Annotated in this window: 25 protein-coding genes and 2 tRNA genes; 12 read left to right on the top strand and 15 right to left on the bottom strand. The window is 62.4% G+C overall.

The window, feature by feature from the left end; translation table 11 throughout:
• Positions 1 to 121 precede the first annotated feature (121 nt).
• The 3 genes from clpX (at position 122) to DBIPINDM_RS38690 (ending at position 4,550) form a co-directional block, all read left to right on the top strand.
• Positions 122 to 1,396 (top strand): ATP-dependent Clp protease ATP-binding subunit ClpX, encoded by a 1,275-nt coding sequence (clpX, locus tag DBIPINDM_RS38700; protein ID WP_023759839.1) that lies wholly within the window; start codon positions 122 to 124, stop codon positions 1,394 to 1,396.
• Positions 1,397 to 1,669: 273 nt separating this feature from the next.
• Entirely contained in the window at positions 1,670 to 4,081 is a 2,412-nt protein-coding gene (lon, locus tag DBIPINDM_RS38695) for an endopeptidase La (protein WP_258584296.1), read from the top strand.
• A 196-nt stretch (positions 4,082 to 4,277) separates the two neighbouring features.
• Positions 4,278 to 4,550: an HU family DNA-binding protein gene (locus DBIPINDM_RS38690; RefSeq protein ID WP_006201846.1), complete on the top strand. Its 273-nt coding sequence runs from the start codon at positions 4,278 to 4,280 to the stop codon at positions 4,548 to 4,550.
• An 87-nt stretch (positions 4,551 to 4,637) separates the two neighbouring features.
• Here the strand turns inward: DBIPINDM_RS38690 and DBIPINDM_RS38685 are convergent, their stop codons facing one another.
• Positions 4,638 to 5,660: an aldo/keto reductase gene (locus DBIPINDM_RS38685; protein ID WP_258584295.1), complete on the bottom strand. Its 1,023-nt coding sequence runs from the start codon at positions 5,658 to 5,660 to the stop codon at positions 4,638 to 4,640.
• A gap of 150 nt (positions 5,661 to 5,810) precedes the next feature.
• On the opposite strand from DBIPINDM_RS38685, the gene DBIPINDM_RS38680 reads away from it, so the two are divergent.
• Both DBIPINDM_RS38680 and DBIPINDM_RS38675 read left to right on the top strand, forming a co-directional pair.
• The gene (locus DBIPINDM_RS38680; RefSeq protein WP_258584294.1) at positions 5,811 to 6,377 is read left to right on the top strand and encodes an SIS domain-containing protein; all 567 of its coding nucleotides are present in this window, start codon (positions 5,811 to 5,813) and stop codon (positions 6,375 to 6,377) included.
• A gap of 3 nt (positions 6,378 to 6,380) precedes the next feature.
• Positions 6,381 to 7,124 carry a creatininase family protein gene (locus DBIPINDM_RS38675; protein WP_258584293.1) on the top strand — a complete coding sequence of 248 codons (744 nt, stop codon included), beginning with the start codon at positions 6,381 to 6,383 and terminating at the stop codon, positions 7,122 to 7,124.
• On the opposite strand, the gene DBIPINDM_RS38670 is transcribed toward DBIPINDM_RS38675, so the two are convergent.
• From DBIPINDM_RS38670 to DBIPINDM_RS38655, 4 genes are all read right to left on the bottom strand, one after another.
• A complete protein-coding gene (locus DBIPINDM_RS38670) occupies positions 7,121 to 7,435 on the bottom strand; it encodes a hypothetical protein (RefSeq protein WP_258584292.1) in 315 nt (104 codons plus the stop codon). The genes DBIPINDM_RS38675 and DBIPINDM_RS38670 overlap by 4 nt on opposite strands.
• The gene (locus DBIPINDM_RS38665; RefSeq protein ID WP_027042383.1) at positions 7,432 to 8,349 is read right to left on the bottom strand and encodes a carbohydrate ABC transporter permease; all 918 of its coding nucleotides are present in this window, start codon (positions 8,347 to 8,349) and stop codon (positions 7,432 to 7,434) included. Before DBIPINDM_RS38665 ends, DBIPINDM_RS38670 begins: the two co-directional genes overlap by 4 nt.
• 11 nt (positions 8,350 to 8,360) lie before the next feature.
• A complete protein-coding gene (locus tag DBIPINDM_RS38660) occupies positions 8,361 to 9,482 on the bottom strand; it encodes a carbohydrate ABC transporter permease (RefSeq protein WP_258584291.1) in 1,122 nt (373 codons plus the stop codon).
• A 97-nt stretch (positions 9,483 to 9,579) separates the two neighbouring features.
• Entirely contained in the window at positions 9,580 to 11,244 is a 1,665-nt protein-coding gene (locus DBIPINDM_RS38655; protein ID WP_258584290.1) for a sugar ABC transporter substrate-binding protein, read from the bottom strand.
• 287 nt (positions 11,245 to 11,531) lie between these two features.
• Here DBIPINDM_RS38655 and DBIPINDM_RS38650 point away from each other — a divergent pair, with 287 nt between their 5' ends.
• From DBIPINDM_RS38650 to DBIPINDM_RS38635, 4 genes are all read left to right on the top strand, one after another.
• Entirely contained in the window at positions 11,532 to 12,587 is a 1,056-nt protein-coding gene (locus DBIPINDM_RS38650; RefSeq protein WP_258584289.1) for an ABC transporter ATP-binding protein, read from the top strand.
• A 27-nt stretch (positions 12,588 to 12,614) separates the two neighbouring features.
• Complete coding sequence (locus tag DBIPINDM_RS38645) at positions 12,615 to 13,067, top strand: RbsD/FucU family protein (protein WP_258584288.1); 453 nt, start codon at positions 12,615 to 12,617, stop codon at positions 13,065 to 13,067.
• A 4-nt stretch (positions 13,068 to 13,071) separates the two neighbouring features.
• Positions 13,072 to 14,001: a ribokinase gene (rbsK, locus tag DBIPINDM_RS38640; RefSeq protein ID WP_258584287.1), complete on the top strand. Its 930-nt coding sequence runs from the start codon at positions 13,072 to 13,074 to the stop codon at positions 13,999 to 14,001.
• Positions 14,002 to 14,408: 407 nt separating this feature from the next.
• Positions 14,409 to 14,687: a hypothetical protein gene (locus DBIPINDM_RS38635; RefSeq protein ID WP_258584286.1), complete on the top strand. Its 279-nt coding sequence runs from the start codon at positions 14,409 to 14,411 to the stop codon at positions 14,685 to 14,687.
• 125 nt (positions 14,688 to 14,812) lie between these two features.
• Here DBIPINDM_RS38635 and DBIPINDM_RS38630 read toward each other — a convergent pair.
• Positions 14,813 to 14,889: transfer RNA gene (locus DBIPINDM_RS38630), tRNA-Asp, on the bottom strand.
• 217 nt (positions 14,890 to 15,106) lie between these two features.
• On the opposite strand from DBIPINDM_RS38630, the gene DBIPINDM_RS38625 reads away from it, so the two are divergent.
• Positions 15,107 to 15,182: transfer RNA gene (locus DBIPINDM_RS38625), tRNA-Val, on the top strand.
• Positions 15,183 to 15,279: 97 nt separating this feature from the next.
• On the opposite strand, the gene DBIPINDM_RS38620 is transcribed toward DBIPINDM_RS38625, so the two are convergent.
• From DBIPINDM_RS38620 to DBIPINDM_RS38595, 6 genes are all read right to left on the bottom strand, one after another.
• Positions 15,280 to 15,501: a hypothetical protein gene (locus DBIPINDM_RS38620; protein WP_258584285.1), complete on the bottom strand. Its 222-nt coding sequence runs from the start codon at positions 15,499 to 15,501 to the stop codon at positions 15,280 to 15,282.
• Positions 15,502 to 15,663: 162 nt separating this feature from the next.
• Positions 15,664 to 16,434 carry an SDR family NAD(P)-dependent oxidoreductase gene (locus DBIPINDM_RS38615; RefSeq protein WP_258584284.1) on the bottom strand — a complete coding sequence of 257 codons (771 nt, stop codon included), beginning with the start codon at positions 16,432 to 16,434 and terminating at the stop codon, positions 15,664 to 15,666.
• Positions 16,435 to 16,464: 30 nt separating this feature from the next.
• Positions 16,465 to 17,460 carry an ABC transporter permease gene (locus DBIPINDM_RS38610; RefSeq protein ID WP_258584283.1) on the bottom strand — a complete coding sequence of 332 codons (996 nt, stop codon included), beginning with the start codon at positions 17,458 to 17,460 and terminating at the stop codon, positions 16,465 to 16,467.
• Positions 17,461 to 17,578: 118 nt separating this feature from the next.
• Positions 17,579 to 18,619, bottom strand: coding sequence for a sugar ABC transporter substrate-binding protein (locus DBIPINDM_RS38605; RefSeq protein WP_258584282.1), 1,041 nt, complete (start codon positions 18,617 to 18,619; stop codon positions 17,579 to 17,581).
• 38 nt (positions 18,620 to 18,657) lie between these two features.
• Entirely contained in the window at positions 18,658 to 19,422 is a 765-nt protein-coding gene (locus DBIPINDM_RS38600) for an ATP-binding cassette domain-containing protein (RefSeq protein ID WP_135864119.1), read from the bottom strand.
• Positions 19,419 to 20,585, bottom strand: a complete 1,167-nt coding sequence (locus tag DBIPINDM_RS38595) for an ROK family transcriptional regulator (RefSeq protein ID WP_258584281.1) — start codon at positions 20,583 to 20,585, stop codon at positions 19,419 to 19,421. Before DBIPINDM_RS38595 ends, DBIPINDM_RS38600 begins: the two co-directional genes overlap by 4 nt.
• 218 nt (positions 20,586 to 20,803) lie before the next feature.
• Between DBIPINDM_RS38595 and DBIPINDM_RS38590 the strand changes: the two genes are divergently transcribed.
• Both DBIPINDM_RS38590 and DBIPINDM_RS38585 read left to right on the top strand, forming a co-directional pair.
• Positions 20,804 to 21,982: a M24 family metallopeptidase gene (locus DBIPINDM_RS38590; RefSeq protein ID WP_258584280.1), complete on the top strand. Its 1,179-nt coding sequence runs from the start codon at positions 20,804 to 20,806 to the stop codon at positions 21,980 to 21,982.
• The gene (locus tag DBIPINDM_RS38585; protein ID WP_258584279.1) at positions 21,969 to 23,201 is read left to right on the top strand and encodes a M20 metallopeptidase family protein; all 1,233 of its coding nucleotides are present in this window, start codon (positions 21,969 to 21,971) and stop codon (positions 23,199 to 23,201) included. Before DBIPINDM_RS38590 ends, DBIPINDM_RS38585 begins: the two co-directional genes overlap by 14 nt.
• A gap of 58 nt (positions 23,202 to 23,259) precedes the next feature.
• Here DBIPINDM_RS38585 and DBIPINDM_RS38580 read toward each other — a convergent pair whose 3' ends face one another.
• The 3 genes from DBIPINDM_RS38580 to DBIPINDM_RS38570 are packed head-to-tail and all read right to left on the bottom strand — an operon-like array spanning position 23,260 to position 25,813.
• Positions 23,260 to 24,015: an ABC transporter permease gene (locus DBIPINDM_RS38580; RefSeq protein WP_258584278.1), complete on the bottom strand. Its 756-nt coding sequence runs from the start codon at positions 24,013 to 24,015 to the stop codon at positions 23,260 to 23,262.
• Entirely contained in the window at positions 24,012 to 24,785 is a 774-nt protein-coding gene (locus DBIPINDM_RS38575) for an ABC transporter ATP-binding protein (protein ID WP_258584277.1), read from the bottom strand. The genes DBIPINDM_RS38580 and DBIPINDM_RS38575 overlap by 4 nt, the downstream gene beginning before the upstream one ends.
• A complete protein-coding gene (locus DBIPINDM_RS38570) occupies positions 24,785 to 25,813 on the bottom strand; it encodes an ABC transporter substrate-binding protein (protein ID WP_258589446.1) in 1,029 nt (342 codons plus the stop codon). The genes DBIPINDM_RS38575 and DBIPINDM_RS38570 overlap by 1 nt, the downstream gene beginning before the upstream one ends.
• Positions 25,814 to 25,881: the final 68 nt, after the last annotated feature.

Here is a 25,881-nt window from a genome sequence, read left to right as displayed (position 1 = left end):
GTGTTTCGTACGGAATACGTTGCGGGAGCCGGGACACTGGCGGCGGCGGATTCCCGCGATAAATTAGAGTATGCGCCCTTTCAGCCAGACCATCGGCGGGCGGCCATGAAAGGACAGGAAAATGAGCAAGGTCGGCAACAACAGCGGTGACTCGAAGAACACGCTTTATTGCTCGTTTTGCGGCAAAAGCCAGCATGAGGTGCGCAAGCTGATCGCCGGTCCGACGGTCTTCATCTGCGACGAATGCGTCGAGCTCTGCATGGACATCATCCGCGAGGAGAACAAAACCTCGATGGTGAAGTCGCGCGAGGGCGTGCCGACACCGCAGGAGATCCTCAAGGTTCTCGACGACTACGTCATCGGCCAGCCCTACGCCAAGCGCGTGCTGTCGGTGGCCGTCCACAACCACTACAAGCGCCTCGCGCATGCCGGCAAGAACAACGACGTCGAGTTGGCCAAGTCCAACATCCTGCTGATCGGTCCGACCGGTTGCGGCAAGACGCTGCTTGCGCAGACGCTGGCCCGCATCATCGACGTGCCCTTCACCATGGCGGACGCCACGACGCTGACCGAAGCCGGTTATGTCGGCGAGGACGTCGAGAACATCATCCTGAAGCTGCTGCAGTCGGCCGACTACAATGTCGAACGCGCCCAGCGCGGCATCGTCTACATCGACGAGATCGACAAGATTTCGCGTAAGTCCGACAATCCCTCGATCACCCGCGACGTGTCGGGCGAGGGCGTGCAGCAGGCGCTGTTGAAGATCATGGAAGGCACCGTTGCCTCCGTGCCGCCGCAGGGCGGCAGGAAGCACCCGCAGCAGGAGTTCCTGCAGGTCGACACCGCCAACATCCTGTTCATCTGCGGCGGCGCTTTCGCCGGGCTGGACAAGATCATCTCGGATCGCGGCAGAAAGACCTCGATCGGCTTCGGCGCCATCGTCGCCTCGCCGGAGGATCGCCGCACCGGCGATGTCTTCCGCCTGGTCGAGCCCGAGGATCTGCTGAAATTCGGCCTCATCCCGGAGTTCGTCGGCCGTCTGCCGGTTCTGGCGACGCTTGAGGACCTCGACGAGCCGGCGCTGATCCAGATCCTGACCGAGCCGAAGAACGCGCTGGTCAAGCAGTACCAGCGGCTGTTCGAGATGGAAAATGTCGACCTGACCTTCCACGAAAACGCCCTGTCGGCGATCGCCAAGCGCGCCATCGAGCGCAAGACCGGCGCCCGCGGCCTGCGCTCGATCATGGAAGCGATCCTGCTCGACACCATGTTCGAACTGCCCGCGCTCGAAGGCGTGCGCGAAGTGGTGATTTCGGAAGAGGTGGTGACCGGCAGCGCCCGGCCGCTCTACATCTACTCCGAACAGAAGGAAAAGAAGGGCAATGTCAGCGCCTGATATGGCACTCGACCCCATATTTTTGTGGAACGGCGCCGTTGCGGCGCCGTTTTGCTGTGAAGGACATCCGTCCGTGGCGATGGAGTGGATTTGCAGGCGATGTTAACTCTTGATCTTTGCCCCGCGTGCATCCACCTAACACGAGAAGGCCGAGGTGCCGAATTCTGTGCTGTAAAACTCCCGTCACAAACGGTGGTAGGCGGAACGATCCCCGGTCGTTAATATGAGATTCGCGGTTGGCCTGATGGTGGCCGCGACATGAAAGGTTGGACAATGGCCAAAATATCCAAGGCTCCCAGCGACGGCGTCTTCGCAGTCCTCCCACTGCGCGACATCGTGGTGTTTCCGCACATGATCGTTCCGCTCTTTGTCGGGCGCGAAAAGTCGATCAAGGCGCTGGAAGAGGTGATGGGTCAGGAAAAGCAGATCCTGCTCGCCACCCAGATGAATGCCGCCGATGACGATCCCGAGCCCGATGCGATCTTCGACATCGGCACGCTCGCCAATGTGCTGCAATTGCTGAAGCTGCCCGACGGCACCGTCAAGGTTCTGGTCGAGGGCGCTTCGCGTGCGAAAATCGTCTCCTTCACCGACCGTCCCGACTTCCACGAAGCCCGCGCCACGGCGCTGGTCGAGCCGGAAGAGGAAGAGGTCGAGGTCGAGGCGTTGGCCCGCTCGGTCGTCACCGACTTTGAAAACTACGTCAAGCTGAACAAGAAGATCTCGCCTGAAGTGGTGGGTGCTGCCAGCCAGATCGACGACTATTCCAAGCTCGCCGATACGGTTGCCTCGCATCTCGCCATCAAGATTCCTGAAAAGCAGGAAATGCTGGCCACGCTCTCGGTCAAGGAGCGGCTGGAAAAGGCGATGGGCTTCATGGAAGCCGAAATCTCCGTCCTGCAGGTGGAGAAGCGCATCCGCTCGCGCGTCAAGCGCCAGATGGAGAAGACGCAGCGCGAATACTACCTCAATGAGCAGATGAAGGCGATCCAGAAGGAGCTCGGCGAAGGCGAGGACGGCCGCGACGAGGCTGCCGAGATCGAGGCGCGCATCAAGAAGACCAAGCTCTCCAAGGAAGCCCGCGAAAAGGCGGAAGCCGAGTTGAAGAAGCTTCGGACGATGTCGCCGATGTCGGCGGAATCGACCGTCGTGCGCAACTATCTCGACTGGCTGCTGTCGATACCGTGGGGTAAGAACTCCAAGGTCAAGCAGGACCTGGCTTTCGCGCAGAACGTGCTCGATACCGATCACTTCGGTCTCGACAAAGTCAAGGAGCGCATCGTCGAGTATCTCGCCGTCCAAAGCCGCCAGAAGAAGCTGAAGGGGCCGATCCTGTGCCTCGTCGGCCCTCCCGGCGTCGGCAAGACCTCGCTCGGCAAGTCGATCGCCAAGGCGACTGGGCGTGAGTTCATCCGCATGGCGCTGGGCGGCGTGCGCGACGAGGCCGAGATCCGTGGCCACCGCCGCACTTATATCGGCTCGATGCCCGGCAAAGTCATCCAGTCGATGAAGAAGGCGAAGAAGTCCAATCCGCTCTTCCTGCTCGACGAGATCGACAAGATGGGCCAGGACTTCCGTGGCGATCCGTCATCGGCACTGCTCGAGGTGCTTGATCCCGAGCAGAACTCGACGTTCATGGATCACTACCTCGAGGTCGAATACGATCTGTCGAGCGTGATGTTCGTGACGACGGCGAATACGCTGAACATCCCGGCGCCTTTGATGGACCGCATGGAGATCATCCGTATCGCCGGTTACACCGAGGACGAGAAGATCGAGATCGCCAAGCGGCACTTGATGCCGAAGGTGATCCGCGATCACGCGCTGCAGCCGAAGGAGTTCTCCGTCAGCGAGGACGCGATCCGCGGCATCGTTCAGACCTACACCCGTGAAGCGGGCGTCCGGAGCCTGGAGCGCGAGCTGATGAAGCTCGGGCGCAAGGCGGTGACCGAGATCCTGAAGACGAAGAAGAAGACGGTGAACATCACGGCGGCGAACCTCGCCGATTACCTCGGTGTCCAGCGCTTCCGCTTCGGTCAGGTCGAGGCTGACGATCAGGTCGGTGTCGTCACCGGTCTTGCCTGGACGGAAGTCGGCGGCGAACTGCTGACGGTCGAAGGCGTCATGATGCCCGGCAAGGGCCGCATGACGGTGACCGGCAACCTGCGCGACGTGATGAAGGAATCGATTTCGGCGGCGGCCTCCTATGTCCGCTCGCGGGCCATCGATTTCGGCATCGAACCGCCGTTGTTCGACAAGCGCGACATCCACGTCCACTTGCCGGAAGGCGCCACGCCGAAGGACGGCCCGTCTGCGGGTGCTGCCATGGCGACAGCCATTGTGTCGGTGCTGACGGGTATTCCGGTCCGCGCCGATGTGGCGATGACTGGCGAGATAACGCTTCGCGGCCGCATCTTGCCGATCGGCGGCCTCAAGGAGAAGCTGCTCGCCGCACTGCGCGGCGGCATCAAGAAGGTGCTGATCCCGGAAGACAACGCCAAGGATCTGGCGGAGATTCCGGACAATGTGAAGAACGGCATGGAGATCATTCCGGTCTCGCGCGTCGGCGAGGTGTTGCGGCACGCGCTGGTGCGTATGCCGGAGCCGATCGAATGGGTCGAACCGGTCAATCCGCCGGCCACGACCGACAGCGCCGACGATGCCGGAAAGTCGCTTGCGCATTAATATTTGCTAAAGTTGCAGTGCACAAACGGAAAGCCGGGCCTTGCGCCCGGCTTTTTCATGTGAAAAACCCCGGATTTCCGGGCTTTTTCCGCTTTTTTCCTGCCTTTTCGACTTGGTTGCGGGGACGCTTCTTTCTAAAGTCCGTTTCCTGCCGGATGAGTCGTTAGTTCCGGTGTTCTCATGGAAGGGAATTTTTATGAACAAGAACGAACTGGTGTCCGCTGTCGCCGACGCCGCGAGCATTTCGAAGGGTGACGCGCAGTCGGCGGTCGATGCGGTATTTTCCGTGATCACCGGCGAACTGAAGAAGGGCGGCGATGTCCGGCTTGTCGGCTTTGGCAATTTCACCGTGTCAAAGCGTGCGGCCTCGACCGGCCGCAACCCGCAGACCGGCGCCGAAGTGAAGATCCCGGCACGCACCGTGCCGAAGTTTTCCGCCGGCAAGGGCCTCAAGGACGCAGTCAACTAAACGCGTTTTTCTTTTTCAGAGACAGAAAAGCCGGGCTCGCCCGGCTTTTCATTTTTTGGCCCGACGCCGACGCGAATGGTGGCCGAGTCATGCGGTCGGCGCATCCGCGCGCACAAAGCCTTCCTTCTTGAGATCGGCCCAGAGGGCTGCTGGCAGTTTCGCGTCGAGCAGCGACCGGTTGCTTTCGACCTCGCTTGGGCGCTGGCCACCGGGGATCACCGAGACGACCGAGGGATGCAGCAGCGGGAATTGCAGCGCCGCCTCGATCAGCCTGATGCCATGGCGCTTGCAGACAGCCTCGATGCCGGCGACCCGCTCGAGAATGTCCTTGGGTGCTTCGGAATAGTTGTAGTAGGCGCCGGGCTTCGGTCCTGTCGCCAGGATGCCGGAATTGTAAGGGCCGCCGAGGACGATGCCGATGCCGCGTTTCTCGCAGAGCGGCAGGAAGGTGGCAAGCGCCTCCTGTTCCAGCAGCGTGTAGCGCCCGGCAAGCAGGAACAGGTCGAAATCGCCGCGCTCGGCCAGGGTTTGGGCAACCTGCCATTCGTTGATGCCGCCGCCGAACGCCTTGATGACACCCTGGTCGCGCAGCGACAGCAGCCCGTAATAGCCCGAGCGCATGAATTCCTCGATGCGCTGGTCAGACGCCTCCTTGCTGCCATGGGTGAAGATGTCGACATCGTGCACGAACAGGACGTCGATCCGGTCGACGCCGAGCCGCTCGAGCGAGGCCTCGAACGAGCGCATCACGCCGTCATAGCTGTAGTCGTAGACTTCCCTACGCGATGGCGTGTCGAAGAACTTGCCGATGCCCGTGCGCTGCTCCGGCGGGCAGGCGCGCATCAGGCGGCCGACCTTGCTCGACAGCACATAGTCGTCGCGCTTCTTGCCGCGCAGGAACGGGTTGAGCCGTGTTTCCGACAGGCCGAGCCCGTAGAGCGGCGCGGTGTCGTAGTAGCGGCAGCCGGTCGCCCAGGCGGCATCGAGCGTGGCATTGGCATCCTCGTCGGAGACGGCGCGGTAGAGATTGCCGAGCGGCGCCGTGCCGAAGCCGAGCTCGGTAAAGGTGATGCCGCCATTGCCGATGCGGTCGAAATGCCGTGTCTTCATGTCCTGGTGTGTCCTGGCTTGATTTGTCTGCCATGACACTATCATGCCTGTGATCAGGCAAAAGCGCTGCGCAGTGTTGGACACGCATTTTCGCGGTTGCTAGCATGAACGAAATCAAGCTGTTCGTGGAAATCCGAGGGCAGGTTTGCGGTGAGCGACAAGAACGAAAACCTGTTTAGAACCGCGCTCGACGAACTGGGCGCCGTGCTGGCGCGCGTGGATGAAGGCCAGATCGACGCCGCCTGCAAGCTGTTGGCCGAAGCCAAGCAGATCGTCGTCTATGGCTGTGGCCGCGAGGCCTTGCAGGTCAAGGGTTTTGCCATGCGGCTCTATCATCTCGGCCTGCCGGTCTCGGTGGTCGGCGACATGACCACGCCGCCATTGGGGCCGGGTGACGTCTTCCTGGCCAGCTCCGGACCGGGAGAAACCTCGACGGTGCTCGCCTTGATGCGCGTCGCGCGCGATGCCGGCGCGACCAATCTGCTGCTGACCGCCCAGGCCGGCGGCAGTGCGGCAAAACTGGCCGACACCACGCTGCTCATCCCGGCGCAGACCATGGCCAATGACCAGGGGGCGCAAAAGACTTCGGTCCTGCCGATGGGCTCGGTGTTCGAAGGGGCACTGTTCCTGCTGTTCGAGGTGATGGTGCTGAAGCTCAAATCGCTGACCGGTGCGTCGCCCGAAGCCATGCGTGCCCGCCACACCAACATGGAATAGACCATGCGCTATGAACTGATGCTGCCGCACCAGATTCGCAAGGCGATCGCCGAGAACTGGCCGGTCGCGCTGCCGCTCGGTGTGCTCGAATACCATGGCGAGCACATGGCCGTCGGCATGGACACGCTGGCCGTCATCAAGACGCTGGAGCTGTTCGAGAAGGAGAGGGACGTCGTCATCCTGCCGCCCTTCTACTATGGCGCGGCGAGTTACGCGGTGGCGCCACCGGAAGGTACAGGTTCGGTGCAGGTCGGCGGCAATCAGCTGGCGCCGTTCGGTGAGGAGCTGTTCTACAGCCTGTTGCGCATCGGCTTCCGCAACATCCACGCCATCATCCATCACCAGACGGAGAACTTCGCCGCCGGCATGCCGACCGATCTCGCCTTCAAGACCGCCGGCAGGCAGGCGATCTTCCGTTTCCTCGAGAAGCAGCGCGGCGAGGGCTGGTGGGGCTCCGAGACGATGGCCGACTATTATGCCGGACATGCCGCGGGTGAAAATTTCTTCAACTGGGTGCAGGTGCATCCGCTGATGCCGGCCGCCATGAACGGCAAGTACCCGTTCGACCATGCCGGCATCGGCGAGACATCGCTGATGCTGGCGCTATGTCCGGAGGCTGTCGATGCCGCGCACTTCGCCGACAATACCAGCTGGTACACGGCTGATGCCAAGGACGCGTCGGCGGAACTCGGGAACAAGGGCGTCGCCATGATCATGGATCACCTGCGCGCGATCCTGAAGGCCTAACCCCGGCTTTTCAACCGCTCCGCCCGGTAGTCGGCGATCGACTTGTCCGGATCGCTCTTGGTAGCCACGGCCCAGATGAACGTGCCGGCGCCGGTTATCGCCAGGATGACGTAGAGGGCTATGCCAAGCGCCAGGTGATTGGCGTAAAAGCCCACCAGGGCCATGAGCAGGCCGCCGCAGAGCATCGCCAGCACAAAGCCGGCGATGACGGCACGACCCTGCCAAGCGATCGGCATGACACCCTTGCCATAGCGGTCGTAGCCCTTGTAGCCGACACGGATGTTGCGTGCGAACCAGTATTGGGTCGTCACTTCACGGCTCCCGCCGTCATGCCCATGATGAGATAGCGTTCCAAGGCAATGCCGATGACCGCCAGCGGTGCAATCGCGGCTGTGGCAAGGGCTGCCATCGACCACCAGTTGATGCCTTGCGAGCCGGTCTGGCTCGCCACCATGACGGGAATGGTCTTGGCATCGGTCGAGGTTAAAAGGGCCGCGAAAAAGTACTCGTTCCAGCACAGCACCATCGCCAGGATGAAGGCGGCGACCATGCCCGGCAGCGCGATCGGCATGACGATGCGGAAAAAGGCGCCCCAGATCGACAGGCCATCGACGAGGGCTGCTTCCTCCAGCTCGACGGGGATGGAATTGAACTGGTCGCGCATGATCCAGATCACGATCGGCAGCACCATCAGCGTGTAGAGCAGGATCAGCCCGATGCGCGTGTCGAGCAGCCCGACCTCCCGGTAGAGCACCAGGAAGGGCAAGGCGAGCACAACAGGCGGCAGGATCAGCTGCGACAGGAAGAAGAAGGAGATGTCCTCGTTCTTGAACCAGGCGAACTTGTAGCGGTAGCGCGTGAGGCCGTAGGCGGCGAGGCTGCCGATGACGATGGCGAGGCTCGACGCGCCGACCGAGGTGATGACCGAATTCATGAAGCGCTTGAAGAACTCATCGCGCACCGTGGAGGTCTGGAAGATCGAATCCGGCGACAGGCCGAGCGAACGCCAGCCCTTCCAGTCCGGCTGGAAGTCGACGAAGGGGATCAGATGCCCTTGCGTGACGTCGACCGCCGACTTGAACGAGGTGGTTAGCGTCCAATAGATCGGGAACAGGCAGATGAAGGCCCAGAACACCAGCGCGCCATAGATGAAGACGCGGCTGGTGATGAAGCTCGCCGGAGAGCGGATTTCGGAAACGGTGTATTCGGTGGTTTGAACGCTCATGATCCCACCGCTCAGTTGACGTTGCGCACGAAGCGGTTGGCGAATTTCAGCAGCCAGGTCACGAACACGACGATGATGACGAGATAGGCCATCGCCAGCATGGTGCCGTAGCCGACATTCGAGCGGTCGCGGTATTCGCGGTAGATGAAGCTGGAAACGGAATCGGTGGCGCCACCAGGCCCGCCCGAAGTCACCGTGATGATGATGTCGGCCAGCTTCAGCTTGAAGATGATGCGCAGGATGACCGCAGTCACCGAGACCGGCAGCATCAGCGGAAAGGTGACCTGCCAGAAGGTCTGCCACGCATTGGCGCCGTCGACCCGTGCGGCTTCGAGGATCTCACGCGACATTGCCTGCAGGCCGGCCAGTAGCATGATCATCATGAACGGGATGAAGGTCCAGGCATCGAGCACCATGATCGAGATGCGGGCGGTGATCGGATCACTGAAGAAGGCCGGGTTTTCCCAACCGAGATAGCGCGCCAGTGTCGCTGCCGGCCCGAAGCGATATTCCATCAGCGACTTGCCGACCATCCACGACACCGCGACCGGCGACAGCATCAGCGGCATCAGGAAGACGACGCGGAAAAACTTTCGCGCGCGGATTTGTGCGTTGAGCAACAGCGCCAATCCGAAGGCAATCACGTATTCGACCAGAATGGCGAGCACGTAAAGCACCATGTTGAACAGCGCATTGCGGTAGTAGGGATCGCCCAGCATCTGCCAGAAATTGTCGAGCCCGTTGAATTTTCGGCCGGCGAATGAGCTGAGGTTCCAGTCGGTGAGCGCTATGTAGAGACCGAACAGCGTCGGGAAGATCACCATGGCGATGGTGAAGAGCAACGCCGGCAGCAAGAACAGCGCGCGCTGGCCGTCCTCGCCACGCGTCAGCACCTGGCCGATGCCGAGTGCCACGCCCCACAGCACATAGGCATAGACGACCGGGCGCCATGTCTCGAAGCCGATCGTGTCGACCTCGCTCTTGTAAAGGATTTGAACAAAGATCGTTGCCAGGAGGCCGAACGTCGCCGCGGCCATCAGTGCCCTGCCGAGGCGTTTGCGGCCAGGCGGAATCAGATCGATTGGTGCGGAATTTGCCGGCCACGCATTCGTGGTCGAAGTCTGGTCAGCCACGCCTCTCGCCTCTTCTGCAGAAATGACCGGCAGGAACCGGTCAAAATTCGGCCCGGCGACGATGTGCCGCCGGGCCGTGATCCTATCATGGGTCCGCCTACACGCCGAGCGAGGCCTTGTAGAGCTTGATCTGCTTTTCACGGCCGATCTGGTCGGTGAGCTTTTCCCAGGCGGCTGCAATGGCATCGGCGCCTTCCTGTGCCTTCATCTTGCCGGCGAAGGTGTTGGCCAGGATATCTTCGGCAGCACTGTAGTACTGGAAGATGCCGGGGATGCGCGGCTCGATCGCGCCGTTCGGATGGTTGTAGGAGTTGAACTGGGAATCGAGGTAACTCGTGATGAATGCCTTGTCGTAGCCGGCGGCCACCCATTCATCGATGTCGTGCTGGCTGTTGCGGTAGCACTGGAAGCCGGACGGATACATCGCCGTCCAGATCGCAAGATCCTTGCCGCCGAGATGTGCCGCTGCGCTCCAGGCGGCCTTTTGCTTCTTCGGATCGCTGTCGACGCGGGCCATGACATAGACGCCCCAGCCGAGATAGGCGAGGTTCGGCGCGTAGTTCGGTCCGCCCGGCAGCTTGTCCCATTTGCCCGTCTTGGAATTGTAGACGTCATCCGACCCCGGCAGGATGTCGAAGCCGCAAAGGTTGCCAATCACAGACGAATCGTTGGTTTTGACGTTGGAGCCGATGTCGCCCCACCAGGGGATCATTGAACCGGTTCCAGCCAGGAACTGCTGGAAACCGGTGGTGTTCGGGTCGGCGTTGATCTGGTCCGCCGGTTCGGAGGGTAGGGCGTCGATGACGTCCTGGATAGCGCGCACCCAGGCCGGATTGTTGATGCGCGGCTTCATCGTATCGGCGTCGAACAGCCACGCCTTGTCGTCGGGATGCTTGGCGTAGGCGCTGGCGCGGCTGCCGAGGAAGTAGAAGCCGAAACCGCCCCAGGGCTTGGGCGCATCGAGATAGCCATAGACATCCTGGCCCTTGAATTTCTTGCCCTTGAGGAACTTGGTCACGGCCTGCACCTGTTGCCAGGTCTTCGGTACGCCCCATTCGCCGGCACCGCCGCCGTCCTTCCACTGCTTGGCGAGATCCGCGTCGGCGAAGACGTCGGTGCGGTAGTTGAAATTGTGCGTGTCGCCGTCAATCGTCACGCGATATTGCTTGCCATCCCAGGTGCCGACCGGCGGCTTCAGATAATTGACGAGGTCGTCGATATCGATCTGTTTCTTGACCCAGTCGGGCATTTCCGAGGTGAGCCCCTTGCCGCAGACATCGCCTTCGAAAGGCGCGCCCATCTCGGCAATGTCGAAGTCGACGGTGCCGGTGGCGATCGACTGCTGCAGGCGGGCATTGTAATCCGCCTGCGCCAGATCGATCCAGTTGATCTTGGCGCCGGTATAGGTCTCCCATGGCTTCAGGAAGCCGCGGAACAGCACATTGTGCAGGTTCTGGTTGTTGAGGCCCATGAAGGTCAGCTCAACGCCGGCGAATTCGCCTTGCTTGACATTGGCCTTGGTCGCCTCGAGGCAGAGCTCGCCGACCTTCTGGAAATCGGCATCGGTCGGCTGGCCTTTGCCAACGCCCGGAATCTGCAGGATCTTCGAGCGAAGTTCACTTGCCGCGGAGGCAGGACGCGTCAAGGCGCCGAGTCCTACGCCGGATGCCGCTGCGATCGCGGCCATGCTGGCCGCGCCCTTCAGTATGTCGCGCCTGGTAGCGCCGGCACGGACCAGTTTTTCGTAAAGATCTACTCTCATCGACTATTCCTCCCAGGATCAGTGTGAACGGATGTGGCCGCCTGTCGGACGCTGAAGCACAACGATGCTCCCGGCTCGGATACGAATTAGGCAGGACCCCACCCTGCGTCGATTGAAGTTCCGATTGCGGATCGGTGCCGACATTTGGACCAGCGCACGCCACTATTCTCACAACCAAACGCCGTGTCAACGAGAACAGGTTTTTATCTATAAGAGACCGACTTGCCCTGACAGGTCGCGTTGGTTAGCTTCTGCGCCTACGGCCAGTTGGAGCCGATGGGGGAGATATGGCTCAAGTCGCAATCAGCAAGGTGGCCAAAGCGTTTGGAACCGTCAAGGTTCTGCACGAGGTCAGCGTCGACATCGCTGACGGACAGTTCGTGGTGCTGGTCGGCCCCTCGGGTTGCGGCAAGTCCACGCTGCTCAGAATGGTGGCCGGGCTGGAGACCGTTTCCGGCGGCACGATCGCCATCGGCGACCGCGTCGTCAATCATCTGCCGCCGGCCAAGCGCGACATCGCCATGGTGTTCCAGAACTACGCGCTCTATCCGCACAAGACGGTGGAGCAGAACATGGCCTTTGCCCTCAAGCTGCGCAAAACCGATCCGGCCGAGGTCGCCGAGCGGGTCAAGCGCGCCGCCGACATCCTCGATCTCAATCCCTATCTGAAACGCTATCCCCGGCAGCTCTCCGGCGGCCAGCGCCAGCGCGTGGCGATGGGGCGCGCCATCGTACGCAATCCGCAGGTGTTCCTGTTCGATGAGCCGCTCAGCAATCTCGACGCCAAGCTGCGCGTGCAGATGCGCACCGAGATCAAAGAACTGCACCAAAGGCTGAAGACCACCACAATCTACGTCACCCACGACCAGATCGAGGCCATGACGATGGCCGACAAGATCGTCGTCATGCGCGATGGCCGCATCGAGCAGGTCGGCGCGCCGCTGGAGCTGTTCGACCGGCCGGCCAATCTGTTCGTCGCCGGCTTCATCGGCTCGCCGTCGATGAACCTGCTCAAGGGCGTCATGCGCAAGGGCGGCAAGCCGGGCGTCGACATTGCGGGCACATTGTTCCCGATTGGCGACAATGCCGCGCAGGACGGGCAGGCCGTCGTCTACGGCGTCCGTCCCGAGCATCTGGAAATCCATCCCGACGGTGTGCCGGCGAAGATTTCGGTGGTCGAGCCGACCGGTTCGGAGACGCTGGTGTTCCTGCGCTTCGGCGAGGGCGAGATGGTGGCGCTGTTCCGTGAACGCCACGACTTCAAGCCCGGCGACACGCTGACGCTGAAGCCGAGGCTCGACCAGATCCATCTTTTCGACGCCGAGACCGGCAAGCGTCTCTGATCTCAAACGGACTTCACGAGGACCATCATGCTCAAAGGCATCAATCCGCTGCTCAATGCCGACGTGCTGCAGGCATTGCGAGCGATGGGACATGGCGATGACCTGATCATCGCCGACACCAACTTCCCCTCCGATTCGGTGGCGAAGCAGACCGTGCATGGCAAGCTGCTGCGCATCGATGCATCGGCCGCGGAGGTAGTGAAGGCGGTGCTGTCGCTTTATCCCTTGGACACATTCGTCGATGACTCGGCCGCGCGCATGGAAATCGTCGGTAAGCCGGACGAGATTCCGCCGGTGCAGAAGGAAGTGCAAAAGGAGATCGACAAGGCCGAAGGCAAAGCCTGGCCGATGATTTCCGTCGAGCGCTATGCTTTCTACGAGCGCGCCAAGCAGGCCTATTGCGTCATCCAGACCGGCGAACGCCGTTTTTATGGCTGCTTCGCCTTCCGCAAGGGCGTCGTGCCGCCGGATGCGGAGTAGCAGCATGGCCTCCGGCAAGCCTGTCGTCATATTGGGTGTCTTTGTCGCCGACACCGCTTATCGCGCCGATCGCCAGCCGCGCATGGGCGAGACGATCCTCGGCAACTCGTTCAAGCTAGGCCCAGGCGGCAAAGGGTCGAACCAGGCGGTGGCCGCCGGCAAGCTCGGCGCCGACACCACCTTCCTGACCCGGCTTGGCGTCGATGCCTTCGCCGACATGGCCAAGCGGACCTGGAAGGACGCTGGCGTGAAAAGCGCCGTCATCGACACGCCCGACAGCTATACGGGCGCCGCCTACATCTTCGTCGAGGAGGGCAGCGGCAACAACGCCATCATCGTCAGCCCCGGTGCGGCCATGCTGATCTCGCCAACCGATATCGAGGCCAATGCCGCCCTGATTCGTGGCGCCGGCGTCTTCGTCACCCAGCTCGAACAGCCGATCGACGCGGCGATGCGAGCGCTGGAGATCGCACGCGGGGCAGGGGTGACGACCATCCTCAATCCCGCTCCCGCGGCAAAGCTTCCCGACCGCATCTATACGCTCTGCGACTATCTGACGCCCAACGAGACCGAGACGGAGGAATTGACCGGGCTGAAAGTCTCTTCGGTCGATGAGGCGCGCGCCGCCGCCGGCAAGCTGCTAGAAAAGGGCGTCGGCACGGTCATCGTCACGCTCGGCGACAAGGGCGCGCTGCTGCACACCAAGGTACGCTCCGAACATGTCCCCGCCATCAGCGCGGGGTCGGTTGTCGAAACCACCGGCGCGGGGGACGCCTTCAACGGCGGCTTCGCCGCAGCACTTTCGCGGGGCGTGGAGCCGCTGCAAGCGGTGCGCTTTGCCTGCGCCGTTGCTGGCATTTCGGTGACCCGTCCTGGCACCGCGCCGTCGATGCCGACGTTGCAGGAGGTCGAGGCGCTGCTGGCGAGGGTTTGAGCGCGACAGCGCTCAGAATGCCAGAATGCATCTCTGCGCTGATCATTCTGAGCGCGTCTTCGGAGATCTGCCTATCGGTGTCGTTAGACCAGCATCGGCCTGCCGACACTTCCAGTATCGCGGCCAACAAGCCTGCCAAAAACCTCGCCAACGCGGGTCCCTTCTGGTCATGGTGGCGCATTAGCAACAGATAATGTTAATCGGCAATCCGGTCTTGCGCCATTGGCAAAGGTGTCCCGTAATGGGTCATTGTATTTGGCGCCGCAATTGCATTGCCAGCAATGCCGCGGTCAACCATCAACCCGGTAATCGGGGGGCAATAGGGGGCCCCGCCGCTCCGCTCGCGGAGCGGCGGGTCTTTAACGGCCGAAAGGCGCCGAACCGCCAAAACGTGGGTGCTGTGCAATATGTATTTTCCGCAATTCTTGGTGGGTATGTTCGCGGCGTCCTTCACCATGGCGATCTGGGCTGAGATAGAAACCGGCTCCATCTGGAAAGCGCTCGGTTGGGCTATTCTTGCGCTCATCATTCTTCAGGTGGGATACATCGGCCTGGCCCTCGGCCAGATCTTCAAACGGGGATATAAGGGCGCAGCGGCGGACCTTGCATCGGCAAATTCCACGCCACCGCTCCGTGGCGAGTTGGGAAAAGTTCGGCAGGGATGGAATCGAGCGCGTCCGCGGTAGCCGGTTCGAGCTCGCGGCGAAACTTGCCGACCGGGGGACAGCTGCCCCGCACATGCGAGAAGAGATTTTTGACATCCAATGTCGACATTTCTCCGAAGCCAAGGATTTGAAACCCTTGAGAGAAATGGCGCGAGTGACGGGGCTCGAACCCGCGACCTCCGGCGTGACAGGCCGGCACTCTAACCAACTGAGCTACACCCGCGCATTGACGAGCACGTGTCAGCCGTGTTCGTCGTTGGGCCGCTGGATAAGGGGTTCGCCACCGGGTGTCAAGCGCACCAAACCATCATAACAGCAAACTGGAGAAGGTTTTTTGACAGCCGGCGTTTTGTTGACAAATCCGGCCCGCGAACAGGGCGTCGCCTGTTCATTTGGCCTTGCGAAGCCGGTCCCGACCGCTTAAAGGTCCGCGCCGGAGCGGGCGATTAGCTCAGTTGGTAGAGCGCTTCGTTTACACCGAAGATGTCGGCGGTTCGAGCCCGTCATCGCCCACCATTCCAATCATCCCAGCATTCCAGTCGCCCCAGCATTCCAGTCGCCCCAGCATTTCAGTCGCCCCAGCATTGCAATCACATTGTCCATTCACGCCACGTCAGTGGTGAAGGTCGCGCGCAGCTGGCTGTCCATCGGCGGCCGCATCGCAAACCCGCCTCAGATCGGCGCGGATGTTCTCGGTGTTCAACAGCTCGGCTGCTTCCGGGTAGCCCTCAGCCAGCAACTCGGCAACAATCTCGGCTGGAGAGTTGTGGATGCCACCTTCCGCCAAAGCATGAGCCCGCTGGTAGATATGGCTTGTTCTGATTTCGTCGACCATTCGCAAACCCCTCGGTTGACTAGCACTGATAGACAACCCTTGAGGTGCGGATGTGTTCCATGCACTTGCGAGGGAATACTTGCCGACTGATGCGCCGAGCGACGGCTTGTCCTTATTGCCTCTGATCAGGAGGCGGCCGATCCAATACCGTCGATGCAAAGATTATGGCGGCACCATCCGGAAATCCTTGCCCTCCGGCAGCAATTGCCCGCCATCGACGACAATGGTCGTGCCTGTGATGTAGCTGGCGTCGTCCGAGGCGAGGAAGAGGAAGGCATTGGCGACGTCGCGCGGGCTGCCGAGTCGGCCGAGCGGGATGGAATCCTCCATGTTCTTGATATAGGCGGCGCCGCGATGCTGCTGGATGGCCTCGGTGAGGATGTTGCCGGGTTCGACGCCGTTGACGGTGATGCCGTAGCCGGAGAATTCGAGAGCGGCCGAACGGATGAAGCCGTTGATGCCTGCCTTGGTCGCCGAATAATGGCCGTGGCCCGGACTGGTGACATGCGGACCGGTGATGGAGGAGGTGAACAGCATACGTCCGTAGTGCTGCGCCTTCATCGGCACCAATGCGGCGCGGGTGGCATTGAAGGTGCCGCGCAGATTGACGGCCATGACCCGGTCCCAGTCGTCGGTGCTGGTGTTCTCGATCAGCTGCCAGGGATAGATGCCGGCATTCTGCACGATGATGTCGAGGCGGCCGTGATGCTTCAGCGCCAATGCCACCGCGGCCTCGGCGTCGCGCATTTGCGAGATGTCGGTGCCGATGAAAGGGGCGCCAAGCTCATCCGCGGTCGCTTGTCCGGCCTCGACCTCGGTGTCGGCGAGCACCAGCCTTGCACCTTCTTCGGCGAAGCGCAGAGCGGTACCTTTGCCGATGCCGCTTGCGCTGCCAATGATCAGCGCGACCTTGTCGTTCAGCCGATCGGTCATGCGAGCCACCCTGTCATGCGAGCCGTCCTGTCATGCGAGTCTTTGGCGAATGGTTTGCTTGAAGGCGTCGAGCAGCACGGCGGCCAGCACCAGCAGGCCATGGATGACCTGGGTGAAGTTGGCCGGCAGCCCCATCAAATTGATCGCCGTGTTGATGGCCGAGAGCAGAAGCACGCCGGCATAGACGCCGGGCAAGGTGCCGACGCCGCCTTTCAGGCTGACGCCGCCGATGACCACCGCCGCGAAGGCGTTGAACAGCAGGCCGACGCCGAGATTGGCGGTGGCGCCCGAGGTGCGGATCGCCAGCAGCCAGCCGGCGAGGCCAGCGATGGCGCCGGCAAGCACGAAAGCGATGATGAGGTTGCGGTTCACGCGGATGCCTGCGCGGAAGGTCGCCGTTTCGTTGCCGCCGATCATCACCAGGTGGCGGCCGAACGGCGTCTTGGCCATGATCAGCGAGAAGACGACGAAACAGGCGATGGCGATCCAGGCGGTGAGCGGCAGGCCGATCAGCCGCTGGATGCCGAACCAGCGGATCGCTGGCGCCAGATCCTGCGCCGAACGGCCACCCGAAATCACCAGCACCAGGCCGCGGACCCAGATGTAGGAGGCCAGCGTGATGATGAAGGCGCTCATCTTGACCTTGACGACCAGAAACCCGTTGAAGGCGCCGATCAAGCCGCCGACGGCGAGCGCCAGCAGCAGCGACACCGGGACCATCAGCCATTCCGGGTGCAGTTGTACGCCAAGGCCGATGCCTGACGAGCAGAACAGGATACCGACCGCCATGGCGCTGAGCGCCGCCACCGATTCGACCGACAGGTCCATGTGGCCGGCGATGATGACCAGCGCCAGGCCGATCGACATGACGCCGAGCACGCTCGAGGCCTCGATGATGTTGGCGAAGATGCCGAGCTGGAAATAGTTCGGGATGAAGATGGAGAAGACCACCAGCACGAACAGCAGCATGAACCAGACGAGGTTGTCGAGGACGAACTCCAGGGCATGGCGGGTGCGAGGGTTCATGGGTTGATCCGGCTGGCGCATGACCCGAAAATCAATTCGATCTTCGGAAAGGCGCGGATTGGAATTGCGGAGGATCGGCTCCGGGCCGAGAGGGCCCGGAGCGTTTCAGGCAAAGTGCCTATTCGACCGACTTGACGGTGTCCGTCGGCGGCTTCTGGTTGCCCCAGAAGGCCGGATTGTCGACGTTTTCCTTGGTGATGGCGGCGCCGGGGATCTTGATGTTCGGACCCCAGGCTTCCTTGGTGACGACCGACTTCAGGCCAAGCACGTCATAGTCGCCGGGCTTGATCTCTTGCTTCTTGACCACCTTGTCCATGAACATGGCGACGGCCGCGGCCTGCGCGTAGAGCGGCTGCTCGACTTCGACGTTGAGCCAGCCCTTGCGGATCAGGTCGAGGCCGACCGGAGCGCCGTTCGAGCTCATCAGCATGACGTCGCCCGGCTTTTTGCCTGCAGCCTCGAGCGAGGCGACGGCGGCGACCGAGAGGTGAGCGGCATGGCTGAAGATCAGGTCGATGTCGGGGTTGGCCAGCATCTGATCGGCGACGATGGTGCCGGCGTTGCTGGCTTCCCATTGCATGGCCGGAAGCGAGATGATCTTGACGTCCGGAAACGCCTTCATCTTCTCCTCAAAACCCTTCTGGATGTCGAGCGTGTAGGGATCGCCGGGATCACCGAGCACCTGCAGCACCTTGCCCTTCACCGATCCGTTCTTGGTTTTCAGCAGCTTTTCGGCCTGGTCGGCGGCGACGTGGCCGATCTCGACGGTGCCCGCGACCGACGTGAAGTCGGAAGGCGTCGAGGTGATCTGGCGGTCGAACTCGACCACCGGGATACCAGCAGCGCGTGCGGCCTCGATCGACGGTTTCAGCGCATTGAAATCGACCGCGGCCAGGATGATCGCCGCCGGCTTGAGTGCGATGACGTCGTTCATCTGCGATTGCTGGGCGTCGGTCTTGTTGTCGGCGTTCAGCGTCTTCACCTCATAGCCGACCTGCTTCAGGAACAGTTCCAGCGCGCTCACCGAGCCGGTCTGGAACTCGTCGAGCAGTGTCGGCACCATGTAATAGACGATACCCTTGGACTGGGCGAATGCCGGCGTGAGCGTGGCAAAGGCCAGTGCCAGGATACCGAAGACAGCAAGAAGTACTCGCTTCATGTCGTTGGCTCCCTGTTAAGCCGGACCCCTCTTGTCCCTCAGCCCGCCGGTCCGGCACCGGCAAGCGTCTCTCCGGTGATCATGTTGATCACCGCATCGGGACTTGTTTTGTTGCGTGCGACATCGCCGGCCACGACGCCTTGCCGGATCACCACGATCCGGTCGGCGACCTGGAAAGCCTGCTGCATGATGTGGGTGATGATGACGACGCCGATGCCCTGGCTCGCCACCTGGCGGATCATGTCGAGACCGCGCCGCGTCTGCTCGACGCCAAGGGCGGCGAACGGCTCGTCGAGCAGCACCAGCTTGCCGCCCCAATGCACGAAACGGTTGAGCTCGATGGCTTGCCGCTGGCCGCCCGAGAGATGCTCGACATTGGTGCGCAATGAGGGAATGCGGGTACCAGCGCTGGCCAACGCCTTGCCAACGACGGCCTCCATGGCGCGCTCATCGAGCACGGGAATGCCGAGCACCTTCCTGGTGATCTCGCGGCCCATGAAGAAATTGGCCACCACGTCGACATTGGTGCAGAGCGACAGGTCCTGGTAGACGGTTTCGATACCCGCCGCCTTGGCTTCGGCCGGCGACCTCGCCAGAAACTCCTTGCCTTCGAACAGCATGCGGCCCGAGGTCGGCTCAAGCCCGCCAGCGATGATCTTGACCAGCGTGGATTTGCCAGCGCCGTTGTCGCCCAGCAACGCCACCACCTCGCCCTTGCCGATGGAGAAGCTGATTCCCTTCAGCGCTTCGATCGCGCCATAGTTCTTGGTGACGTTGTCCAGCACCAGCAGCGGTTCGCTCATGCCGCAATCTCCTTGGCCGTCAGAAGATCGCGGCCGCGTTCGCGCTCGGCGGCGAACATCTGGCCGAAGCGCGGCGACAGCACGCCCGAAACCGCAAGGGCGGCGGCGCCACGCAACACCGAATGTTGCCCGCCGCGCGCGACCATGACCCGGGGCGTCGTTCGGTCTTTGCGCGCCGAGACGGAGTTGTGCAGGCGGCCAGTCGAAGCGGCCAGCCGTTCGAGCAGATCGGTGGACGCCAACCCGCCGAGGATGACCGTTTCAGGATCGAACAGGTTCTCGATGACGGCGATGGCATTGTGAAAGATCGGCGCGACTTCCGCGACCCAATCGGCCTCTGTGCCGTTCCAGCGCTGGAGCGCCTCCAGCGAGAGGTATCTTTCGAGACAGCCGCTGTTGCCGCACGGGCAAGGCTGACCGCCGGGAACGACAGGGATGTGCCCGACCTCGCCGGCATTGCCCCAGGCGCCACGCTGCACGCTGCCGTCATGCACCATGACGCCGCCAAGGCCGACGCCGAAATAGAGGTAGTAATATTCAGAGAATTGGGCGCCGAGGCCGTAGAGCCGTTCGCCCATGGCCGCCGCCGCCATGTCGGTCTCGAAGAAGGCCGGCAGTCCTGTCGATGCGGCCAGCCGCTCGCGCAGCGCCACATCCTTCCAGCCGGTCATGGTGGTCGGGCCGACAAAACTCATGGATTCGACACCGAATGGTCCGGGCAGGGCCAGGCCGACCCCGAGGACCCGCCCGCCGGCCCGCAATCCGGTCAATTCAGACACCATAGCCCCGATCAGGTCGAAGGCGTGGTCGGGCGTCGCGTTCGGCGCCTCGCGGTAAGTGCTCTCGATCACGTCGCCGCTCAGATTGATCAGGGCGGCATTGATGCCGAGCGGGGTGATGTGGATGCCGACGGCATAGCCGCCCTCGGGATTGATCCGCAGCGTCGCCGGTGGCAGGCCGCGCCCCTTGGGTTCCTCGCGCACGGAGAGGATGTAGCCCTGTTCTTCCAGTTCGCGAACGATGGTCGATACGGTCTGGACGGTGAGCCCGACGCGGCTGGCGATCTCGCCGCGGGCGATCGGCCCATGCAGGCGGATGGACTCAAGCACGATGCGCCGGTTGTACGGCCGCCCGAACTCCTGATTGGTCCCCCGCAATGCCATGCCTTGCGCCCCCGGTTGACGTTAGGTTCGCATCAAAGATTTATTCAGTCAAATGGAATTCAAAAATAAAACGGGAGCCGCGTTCCAATCCGGGAGAGCCGCAAGTCGCATCCGGCTTAGAACCTGTTCACGTCCCGCCCTTGGCCGATTGCCGCCCTATCGAAACCGCTTCAATGCTGGGCAAGCCTCGCAACCGTTGAACAAAGCATGGAGCAAAGATGATCGAATTGCCGTTTGCCCGCGACGAATACCAGCAGCGGCTTCGCAAGATCCGCGCCGAGATGGCGAAGCGCGGTCTCGAACTCCTTGTCGTCAACGACGTTGCCAACCAGCACTACATCACCGGCTATGATGGCTGGTCGTTCTACACGGCGCAGGTGGTGCTGGTCCCCTTGGAGGAGGTCGAGCCGGTCTGGATCGGGCGCGCCATGGATGCGGCGGGTGGTCTCCTGACGGCCTGGATGAAACCCGAGAACGTGGTTGGCTTCCCGGAAGATCATGTTCAGCGTGCCGATCGCCATCCGATGGACTGGATCGCGAACTGGATCGTCGCCAAGGGCTGGGGTATCAGACATATCGGCATCGAACTCGAAGCCTATTATTTCTCGCCGAAAGCACATGCCCGGCTGGTCGCCGGACTTCCCAATGCGAAATGGCACGATGCCGATCTCCTGGTGAACTGGATCCGGGCGGTCAAATCGGCGCCCGAAATCACCTATCTGCGCAAGGCTTCGACTTTGGCCGAAGCGGCCGTCGCACGGGCCTTCGAGGTGATCGCGCCCGGCGTGCGCGAATGCGACGCCATCGCCGCCATCCAGGCGGCGCAGATCGCCGGCAGCCCTGACTTCGCCGGTGATATCACGGCCCTTCCGCCGACCATCCTCGGCGGCGAGAATGCCTCGGCCCCGCACATCATGTGGAGCGACAGGCGGTTCGGAGACAATGAGACGATTGCGCTGGAACTCGCCGGTGTCTGCCGCCGTTACGCGGCCGGACTGGCGAGAACGATGCAGCTCGGCAAGACGCCGACGCGTGTCGCGGACACGGCAAAGGCGGTGATCGAGGGCATGGACGCGGTACTCGACGCGATCAGGCCGGGAACGACTGCCGAAGCCGTCGAGGGCGCATGGCGCAAGGTTATCCAGCGCTACGGGCTGAAGAAGGAGTCGCGCATCGGCTATTCCATCGGCGTCGCCTATCCACCGGACTGGGGCGAACACACGATCAGCCTGAGACCCGGTGACAAGACAGTGCTTCAATCCGGCAACGTCGTTCATTCCATCCTTGGCATGTGGATGGACGGCTGGGGCATCGAGATCAGCGAGACCATTCTGGTGACCGAAACCGGCCATGAGACACTGACGAAGTTCCCGCGAGAGATCCATGTCAAATCCTGAGGGTTCGGCCATGGCAGGCGGTGCTGCAAGTCTCGGCGCGGTCGATATCGACGCCGGAATTCTCGATCGGATGATCGAGATCCGGCGCCATTTGCACCGCAATCCGGAACTGTCGAACCGCGAAGCCGACACGCAGCGTTATCTCAGGCAGATGCTGGCCGGGCAGGGAATAACCGACATTCGCGACGTCGCGGGCTTTGGCCTGGCGGTGGACATAGTCGGCACCGGCAAGCCGTCGAACCGAAAGATTGCCATTCGCGCCGACATCGATGCCTTGCCGATCGAAGAAGAGTCCGGTGTCGACTATGCTTCGACCAATCCGGGCGTGATGCATGCCTGCGGCCACGATGCCCACGCATCGATGGGTTTCGCGGTTGCCGCGCATCTGCATCGATCAAGGGCCGATTTTGGCGGAACCGTTCGCCTGATCTTCCAGCCGGCCGAAGAGGACTCACCGTCGGGCGGCAAACGTGTGGTGGAGGAGGGGCTGCTCGACGATATCGACGCCGCGATATGCCTTCACGTCGACCCCTATACGCCGTCAGGTAAGATTGCGGTCAGCTCGGGTCCCTACACGCTGGCGTGCGATACGTTCGATGCCATCGTCATCGGCGAGGCGGCACACGCGGCCAAACCCTATGAGGGCGTCGATGCGATTGCCGTGGCCTGCTCCATGGTCGGGGAATTGCAGAAGATCGTCTCGCGCGAGATCGATCCTTACGATCCCCTGGTCATATCGGTCACCGGCATCAATGGCGGCAGCGCCTACAATGTGATCGCCGGCAAGGTCGCCCTGAAAGGCACCATTCGCAGCGGCAGCGACGCGACCCGTGAGCGGGCCTGGCGGCGCGTTCGCGAAATACTGGAGGGCATAGCCGTAAGCCACGGCGCCAGTGTGCAACTCGACATCCATAGGGGTGAGCCGGGGGTCATCAACGATGTCGAAATGGCGGAGCTGATCGCCGCCAGCGGCAAGACCTGTATCGGCGCCGACAATGTTCTCAACACGCCCGGGTGGACCATCGCGGACGACTTTGGCTACTTCAGCGAGAAGCGCCCGTCGGTCTATATTCGCCTCGGAATCCGCAACGAGGTGGTCGGCTCGGTCTATCCGCTTCACCATCCCAAATTTCGCGTCGACGAGGCCGCCTTGAAAGTCGGCGCGGCCACGCTGGTTGCGGCGGCGACCAGATTTCTGTCGACGGAAAATAACGACTGATCAAAACGGTCCGAAGGTCGGCTCGTGCACGGCTTGCACGAGCCGGTGAAATGCCTGTTCAGTATTTGATGACCCGGCGCTCGACCAGCACCACGGCGCAGAACAGCACGATCGACAGGCAAGATGACAGTACGATCGCCGCGTAGAGCCGGTCCGACTGGTAGTTGAAACTCGCCTGGATGATGAGCGCGCCGAGCCCCTTGTCCGAGCCGATCCATTCGCCGACGATGGCGCCGATCACTGCCGTCGCCGACGCGATGCGGAGCGAGGAAAACAGCATCGGCAGCGCGCGCGGCAGCCGCAGGCTCCAGAAAATCTCCGAACGTGTCGCCGACAGCACCCGGAACAGTTCGTGCTCATTGTCGCTGGCTGAGTCCAGGCCGCGGATCATGTTCACCAGCGTCGGGAAGAAGCAGATAACCGCTGCGATGACGATCTTCGGCGTCATACCAAGCCCGAAGATCAGGATGATGATCGGCGACAGCGCCAGGATCGGAATTGTGTTGAAGAACAGCACGATCGGAAAATAGGTGGCCTGCAGGATGCGGTTGTGCACGAACAGAACGGCCAGCAGCACGGCGGCCAGATTGCCGATGACGAAGCCGGCCAGCGCCTCGATCAGCGTCGGCCTGAGATTGTCCATGAGCAGTGCGAAATTCTTCTGGAAGACGCCTGATATGGCGGTCGGGGTCGGCACGATATAGGCCGGCACGCCGAGCAGCGGCAGCAGATACTGCCAGGCGAGAAGCAGCGACGCCGCGCCGAGAACGGGCAGGGCTATTGCCATTTGCGGCGAGAGCGGTGCGGGCCTCATGAGGCCTGCTCCAGCGCGGTCCGCAGCTCCGCCATGGCGGTGACGATCGCCGGGTCTTCGCGCGAACAGCGGTTGCCGTCCTGCTTGAGCGGCCGCAGGTCCAGATCCTTGATCAGCCGCCCTGGGTTGGCGGCGAGAACGATGACCCGTTCGCCGAGATAGGCGGCTTCGGCGATCGAATGGGTGACGAACAGGATCGTCGTGCCGGTGCGCCGCCACAGGTTGAGAAGCTCGTCGTTGAGCCGGTCGCGGGTGATTTCGTCGAGCGCCCCGAACGGTTCGTCCATGAGCAGCAGCTTCGGCTGGCCAAGCAAGGCGCGGGCGATCGCCACACGTTGGCGCTGGCCGCCGGACAGCTGGTGGGGCAGGCGTTCGCCGAAGCCGGCAAGGCCCATCAGCTCCAGCAATTCCTCGCTGCGGTCCTCGATTTTGCGCGTCAGGCTGCCTTGCCCGACACCAAGCGGCAGGCGGACATTGTCGCGCACGGTGCGCCAGGGCAGCAGGGTCGAATCCTGGAAGACGAAGCCGACATCGCGGCGCGAGCGCACCGCATGCGGCGTGTCGCCAAGCACGCTGATCGTGCCGCCGAGCGGATCAAGCAGGTCGGCGACCACGCGCAACAAGGTCGACTTGCCGCAGCCGGACGGCCCGAGGATCGACAGGAAGGAGCCGGCCTCGACGGTGAGGTCGAGGCCGGAAAGCACCTTGACGGCCGCCTGGCGGCCGCCATAGCCGACATCCAACCTGCTGGCTTCGATCGCGCTCGCCATCAGGCGGCGGGCGCGTCGAGCTTCGGCCGGTCGGCGGCCGAAAATTCGAGGATCTTGGTGGTGTAGACGTCTGCCGCCTTCGGGCGTCCGTTCGGGTACTGGCCGACCTTGTCGAGGAGCGCCAGCTGCTCTTCGATCGAGGCGGGGTCGAACGTGCCCCAGCCGTCCTTGGCCGTCGCGCCGTCGAAGGAGAGTTTGAGCACGAGGTTGACGGTCTTCTCTTCCCAGCCAAGGTCCATTTCGGGATAGGCGGCGACCATTTTCTTCACCGCTTCCTGCGGGTTGGCGTGCACCCAGCCCCAGCCCTTGGCGACCGCGCCGATGAACTTGGCCAGTGTGTCCGGGTCTTTTTCGATCGCCGCGTCGGTGGCGAAATAGACATCGGCATAGGAATTCAAGCCGAGGTCGCGCACCAGAAGGTCGATGCGGTCGTCGCCGACAACGCTCAGCGCCTGGGTGTTGGTGATCCAGCCGCCAATGGCGTCGACATCGCCGCGCACCAGCGGTCCCTTGTCGAAGCCGACATTGATGACGGTGAGGTCGGACGCGCTCATGCCGTTCTTGGCGAGGATCTCGTCCATGACGAAACGCGCCGTCGGCTGGATGCCGATCTTCTTGCCCTTGAGGTCGGCCACGCCCTTGATTGGATTCGTGGCCTTTGAGGTGAGCGCATAGGGGCCGGTGCGGAAGCCGCAGGCGATGATCTTCACCGGCACGCCGCTGGCGCGCGCGGCAAACAGCTGTGGCGTTTCGGAGAATTGGCCAAGCTGTGCCGCGCCCGAGATCACTGGCGGCACGGTCGAGGCGTTGGGGCCACCGGGGCTGAATTCCACGTCGAGCCCGGCATCCTTGAAGTAGCCATTGGCGACGGCGGCGATGTCGCCTATCTGGCCGTTGGACATCAGCCAGTCATACTGGATGACGACCCTTCCGGCGGCCTTCGCGCCCGGCGTCAGCATCAGCTGCATTCCGCCCGATGCCACGGCAACAGCTGCCAGGCCGGACTTCATGAAGCCGCGGCGGTTCATGTCGTATTTCCCATTCATTTTTCGCTCCTGTTGCAAGACTGTCTCGTCTCTTCATTGCGCGCCGTTCC

Origin of the sequence: Mesorhizobium sp. AR02, from assembly GCF_024746835.1 — a bacterium.
In the GTDB taxonomy this organism is placed as follows: domain Bacteria; phylum Pseudomonadota; class Alphaproteobacteria; order Rhizobiales; family Rhizobiaceae; genus Mesorhizobium.
The sequence above is the reverse complement of the archived record's forward strand: the minus strand, read 5'-3'. Positions and strand labels throughout refer to the sequence as shown.

Excerpts from the sequence above, each read along its gene's own strand:
- DBIPINDM_RS38610 (WP_258584283.1), bottom strand. The coding sequence starts at position 17,460 with ATGAACCCTCGCACCCGCCATGCCCTGGAGTTCGTCCTCGACAACCTC.
- DBIPINDM_RS38605 (WP_258584282.1), bottom strand. The coding sequence starts at position 18,619 with ATGAAGCGAGTACTTCTTGCTGTCTTCGGTATCCTGGCACTGGCCTTT.
- clpX (WP_023759839.1), top strand. The coding sequence starts at position 122 with ATGAGCAAGGTCGGCAACAACAGCGGTGACTCGAAGAACACGCTTTAT.
- DBIPINDM_RS38590 (WP_258584280.1), top strand. The coding sequence starts at position 20,804 with ATGATCGAATTGCCGTTTGCCCGCGACGAATACCAGCAGCGGCTTCGC.
- DBIPINDM_RS38585 (WP_258584279.1), top strand. The coding sequence starts at position 21,969 with ATGTCAAATCCTGAGGGTTCGGCCATGGCAGGCGGTGCTGCAAGTCTC.
- DBIPINDM_RS38685 (WP_258584295.1), bottom strand. The coding sequence starts at position 5,660 with ATGAAGACACGGCATTTCGACCGCATCGGCAATGGCGGCATCACCTTT.
- DBIPINDM_RS38615 (WP_258584284.1), bottom strand. The coding sequence starts at position 16,434 with ATGACCGATCGGCTGAACGACAAGGTCGCGCTGATCATTGGCAGCGCA.
- DBIPINDM_RS38645 (WP_258584288.1), top strand. The coding sequence starts at position 12,615 with ATGCTCAAAGGCATCAATCCGCTGCTCAATGCCGACGTGCTGCAGGCA.
- DBIPINDM_RS38655 (WP_258584290.1), bottom strand. The coding sequence starts at position 11,244 with ATGAGAGTAGATCTTTACGAAAAACTGGTCCGTGCCGGCGCTACCAGG.
- DBIPINDM_RS38665 (WP_027042383.1), bottom strand. The coding sequence starts at position 8,349 with ATGAGCGTTCAAACCACCGAATACACCGTTTCCGAAATCCGCTCTCCG.
- DBIPINDM_RS38675 (WP_258584293.1), top strand. The coding sequence starts at position 6,381 with ATGCGCTATGAACTGATGCTGCCGCACCAGATTCGCAAGGCGATCGCC.
- DBIPINDM_RS38600 (WP_135864119.1), bottom strand. The coding sequence starts at position 19,422 with ATGAGCGAACCGCTGCTGGTGCTGGACAACGTCACCAAGAACTATGGC.
- DBIPINDM_RS38635 (WP_258584286.1), top strand. The coding sequence starts at position 14,409 with ATGTATTTTCCGCAATTCTTGGTGGGTATGTTCGCGGCGTCCTTCACC.
- DBIPINDM_RS38575 (WP_258584277.1), bottom strand. The coding sequence starts at position 24,785 with ATGGCGAGCGCGATCGAAGCCAGCAGGTTGGATGTCGGCTATGGCGGC.
- rbsK (WP_258584287.1), top strand. The coding sequence starts at position 13,072 with ATGGCCTCCGGCAAGCCTGTCGTCATATTGGGTGTCTTTGTCGCCGAC.
- DBIPINDM_RS38650 (WP_258584289.1), top strand. The coding sequence starts at position 11,532 with ATGGCTCAAGTCGCAATCAGCAAGGTGGCCAAAGCGTTTGGAACCGTC.
- DBIPINDM_RS38580 (WP_258584278.1), bottom strand. The coding sequence starts at position 24,015 with ATGAGGCCCGCACCGCTCTCGCCGCAAATGGCAATAGCCCTGCCCGTT.
- DBIPINDM_RS38570 (WP_258589446.1), bottom strand. The coding sequence starts at position 25,813 with ATGAACCGCCGCGGCTTCATGAAGTCCGGCCTGGCAGCTGTTGCCGTG.
- DBIPINDM_RS38595 (WP_258584281.1), bottom strand. The coding sequence starts at position 20,585 with ATGGCATTGCGGGGGACCAATCAGGAGTTCGGGCGGCCGTACAACCGG.
- lon (WP_258584296.1), top strand. The coding sequence starts at position 1,670 with ATGGCCAAAATATCCAAGGCTCCCAGCGACGGCGTCTTCGCAGTCCTC.
- DBIPINDM_RS38620 (WP_258584285.1), bottom strand. The coding sequence starts at position 15,501 with ATGGTCGACGAAATCAGAACAAGCCATATCTACCAGCGGGCTCATGCT.
- DBIPINDM_RS38690 (WP_006201846.1), top strand. The coding sequence starts at position 4,278 with ATGAACAAGAACGAACTGGTGTCCGCTGTCGCCGACGCCGCGAGCATT.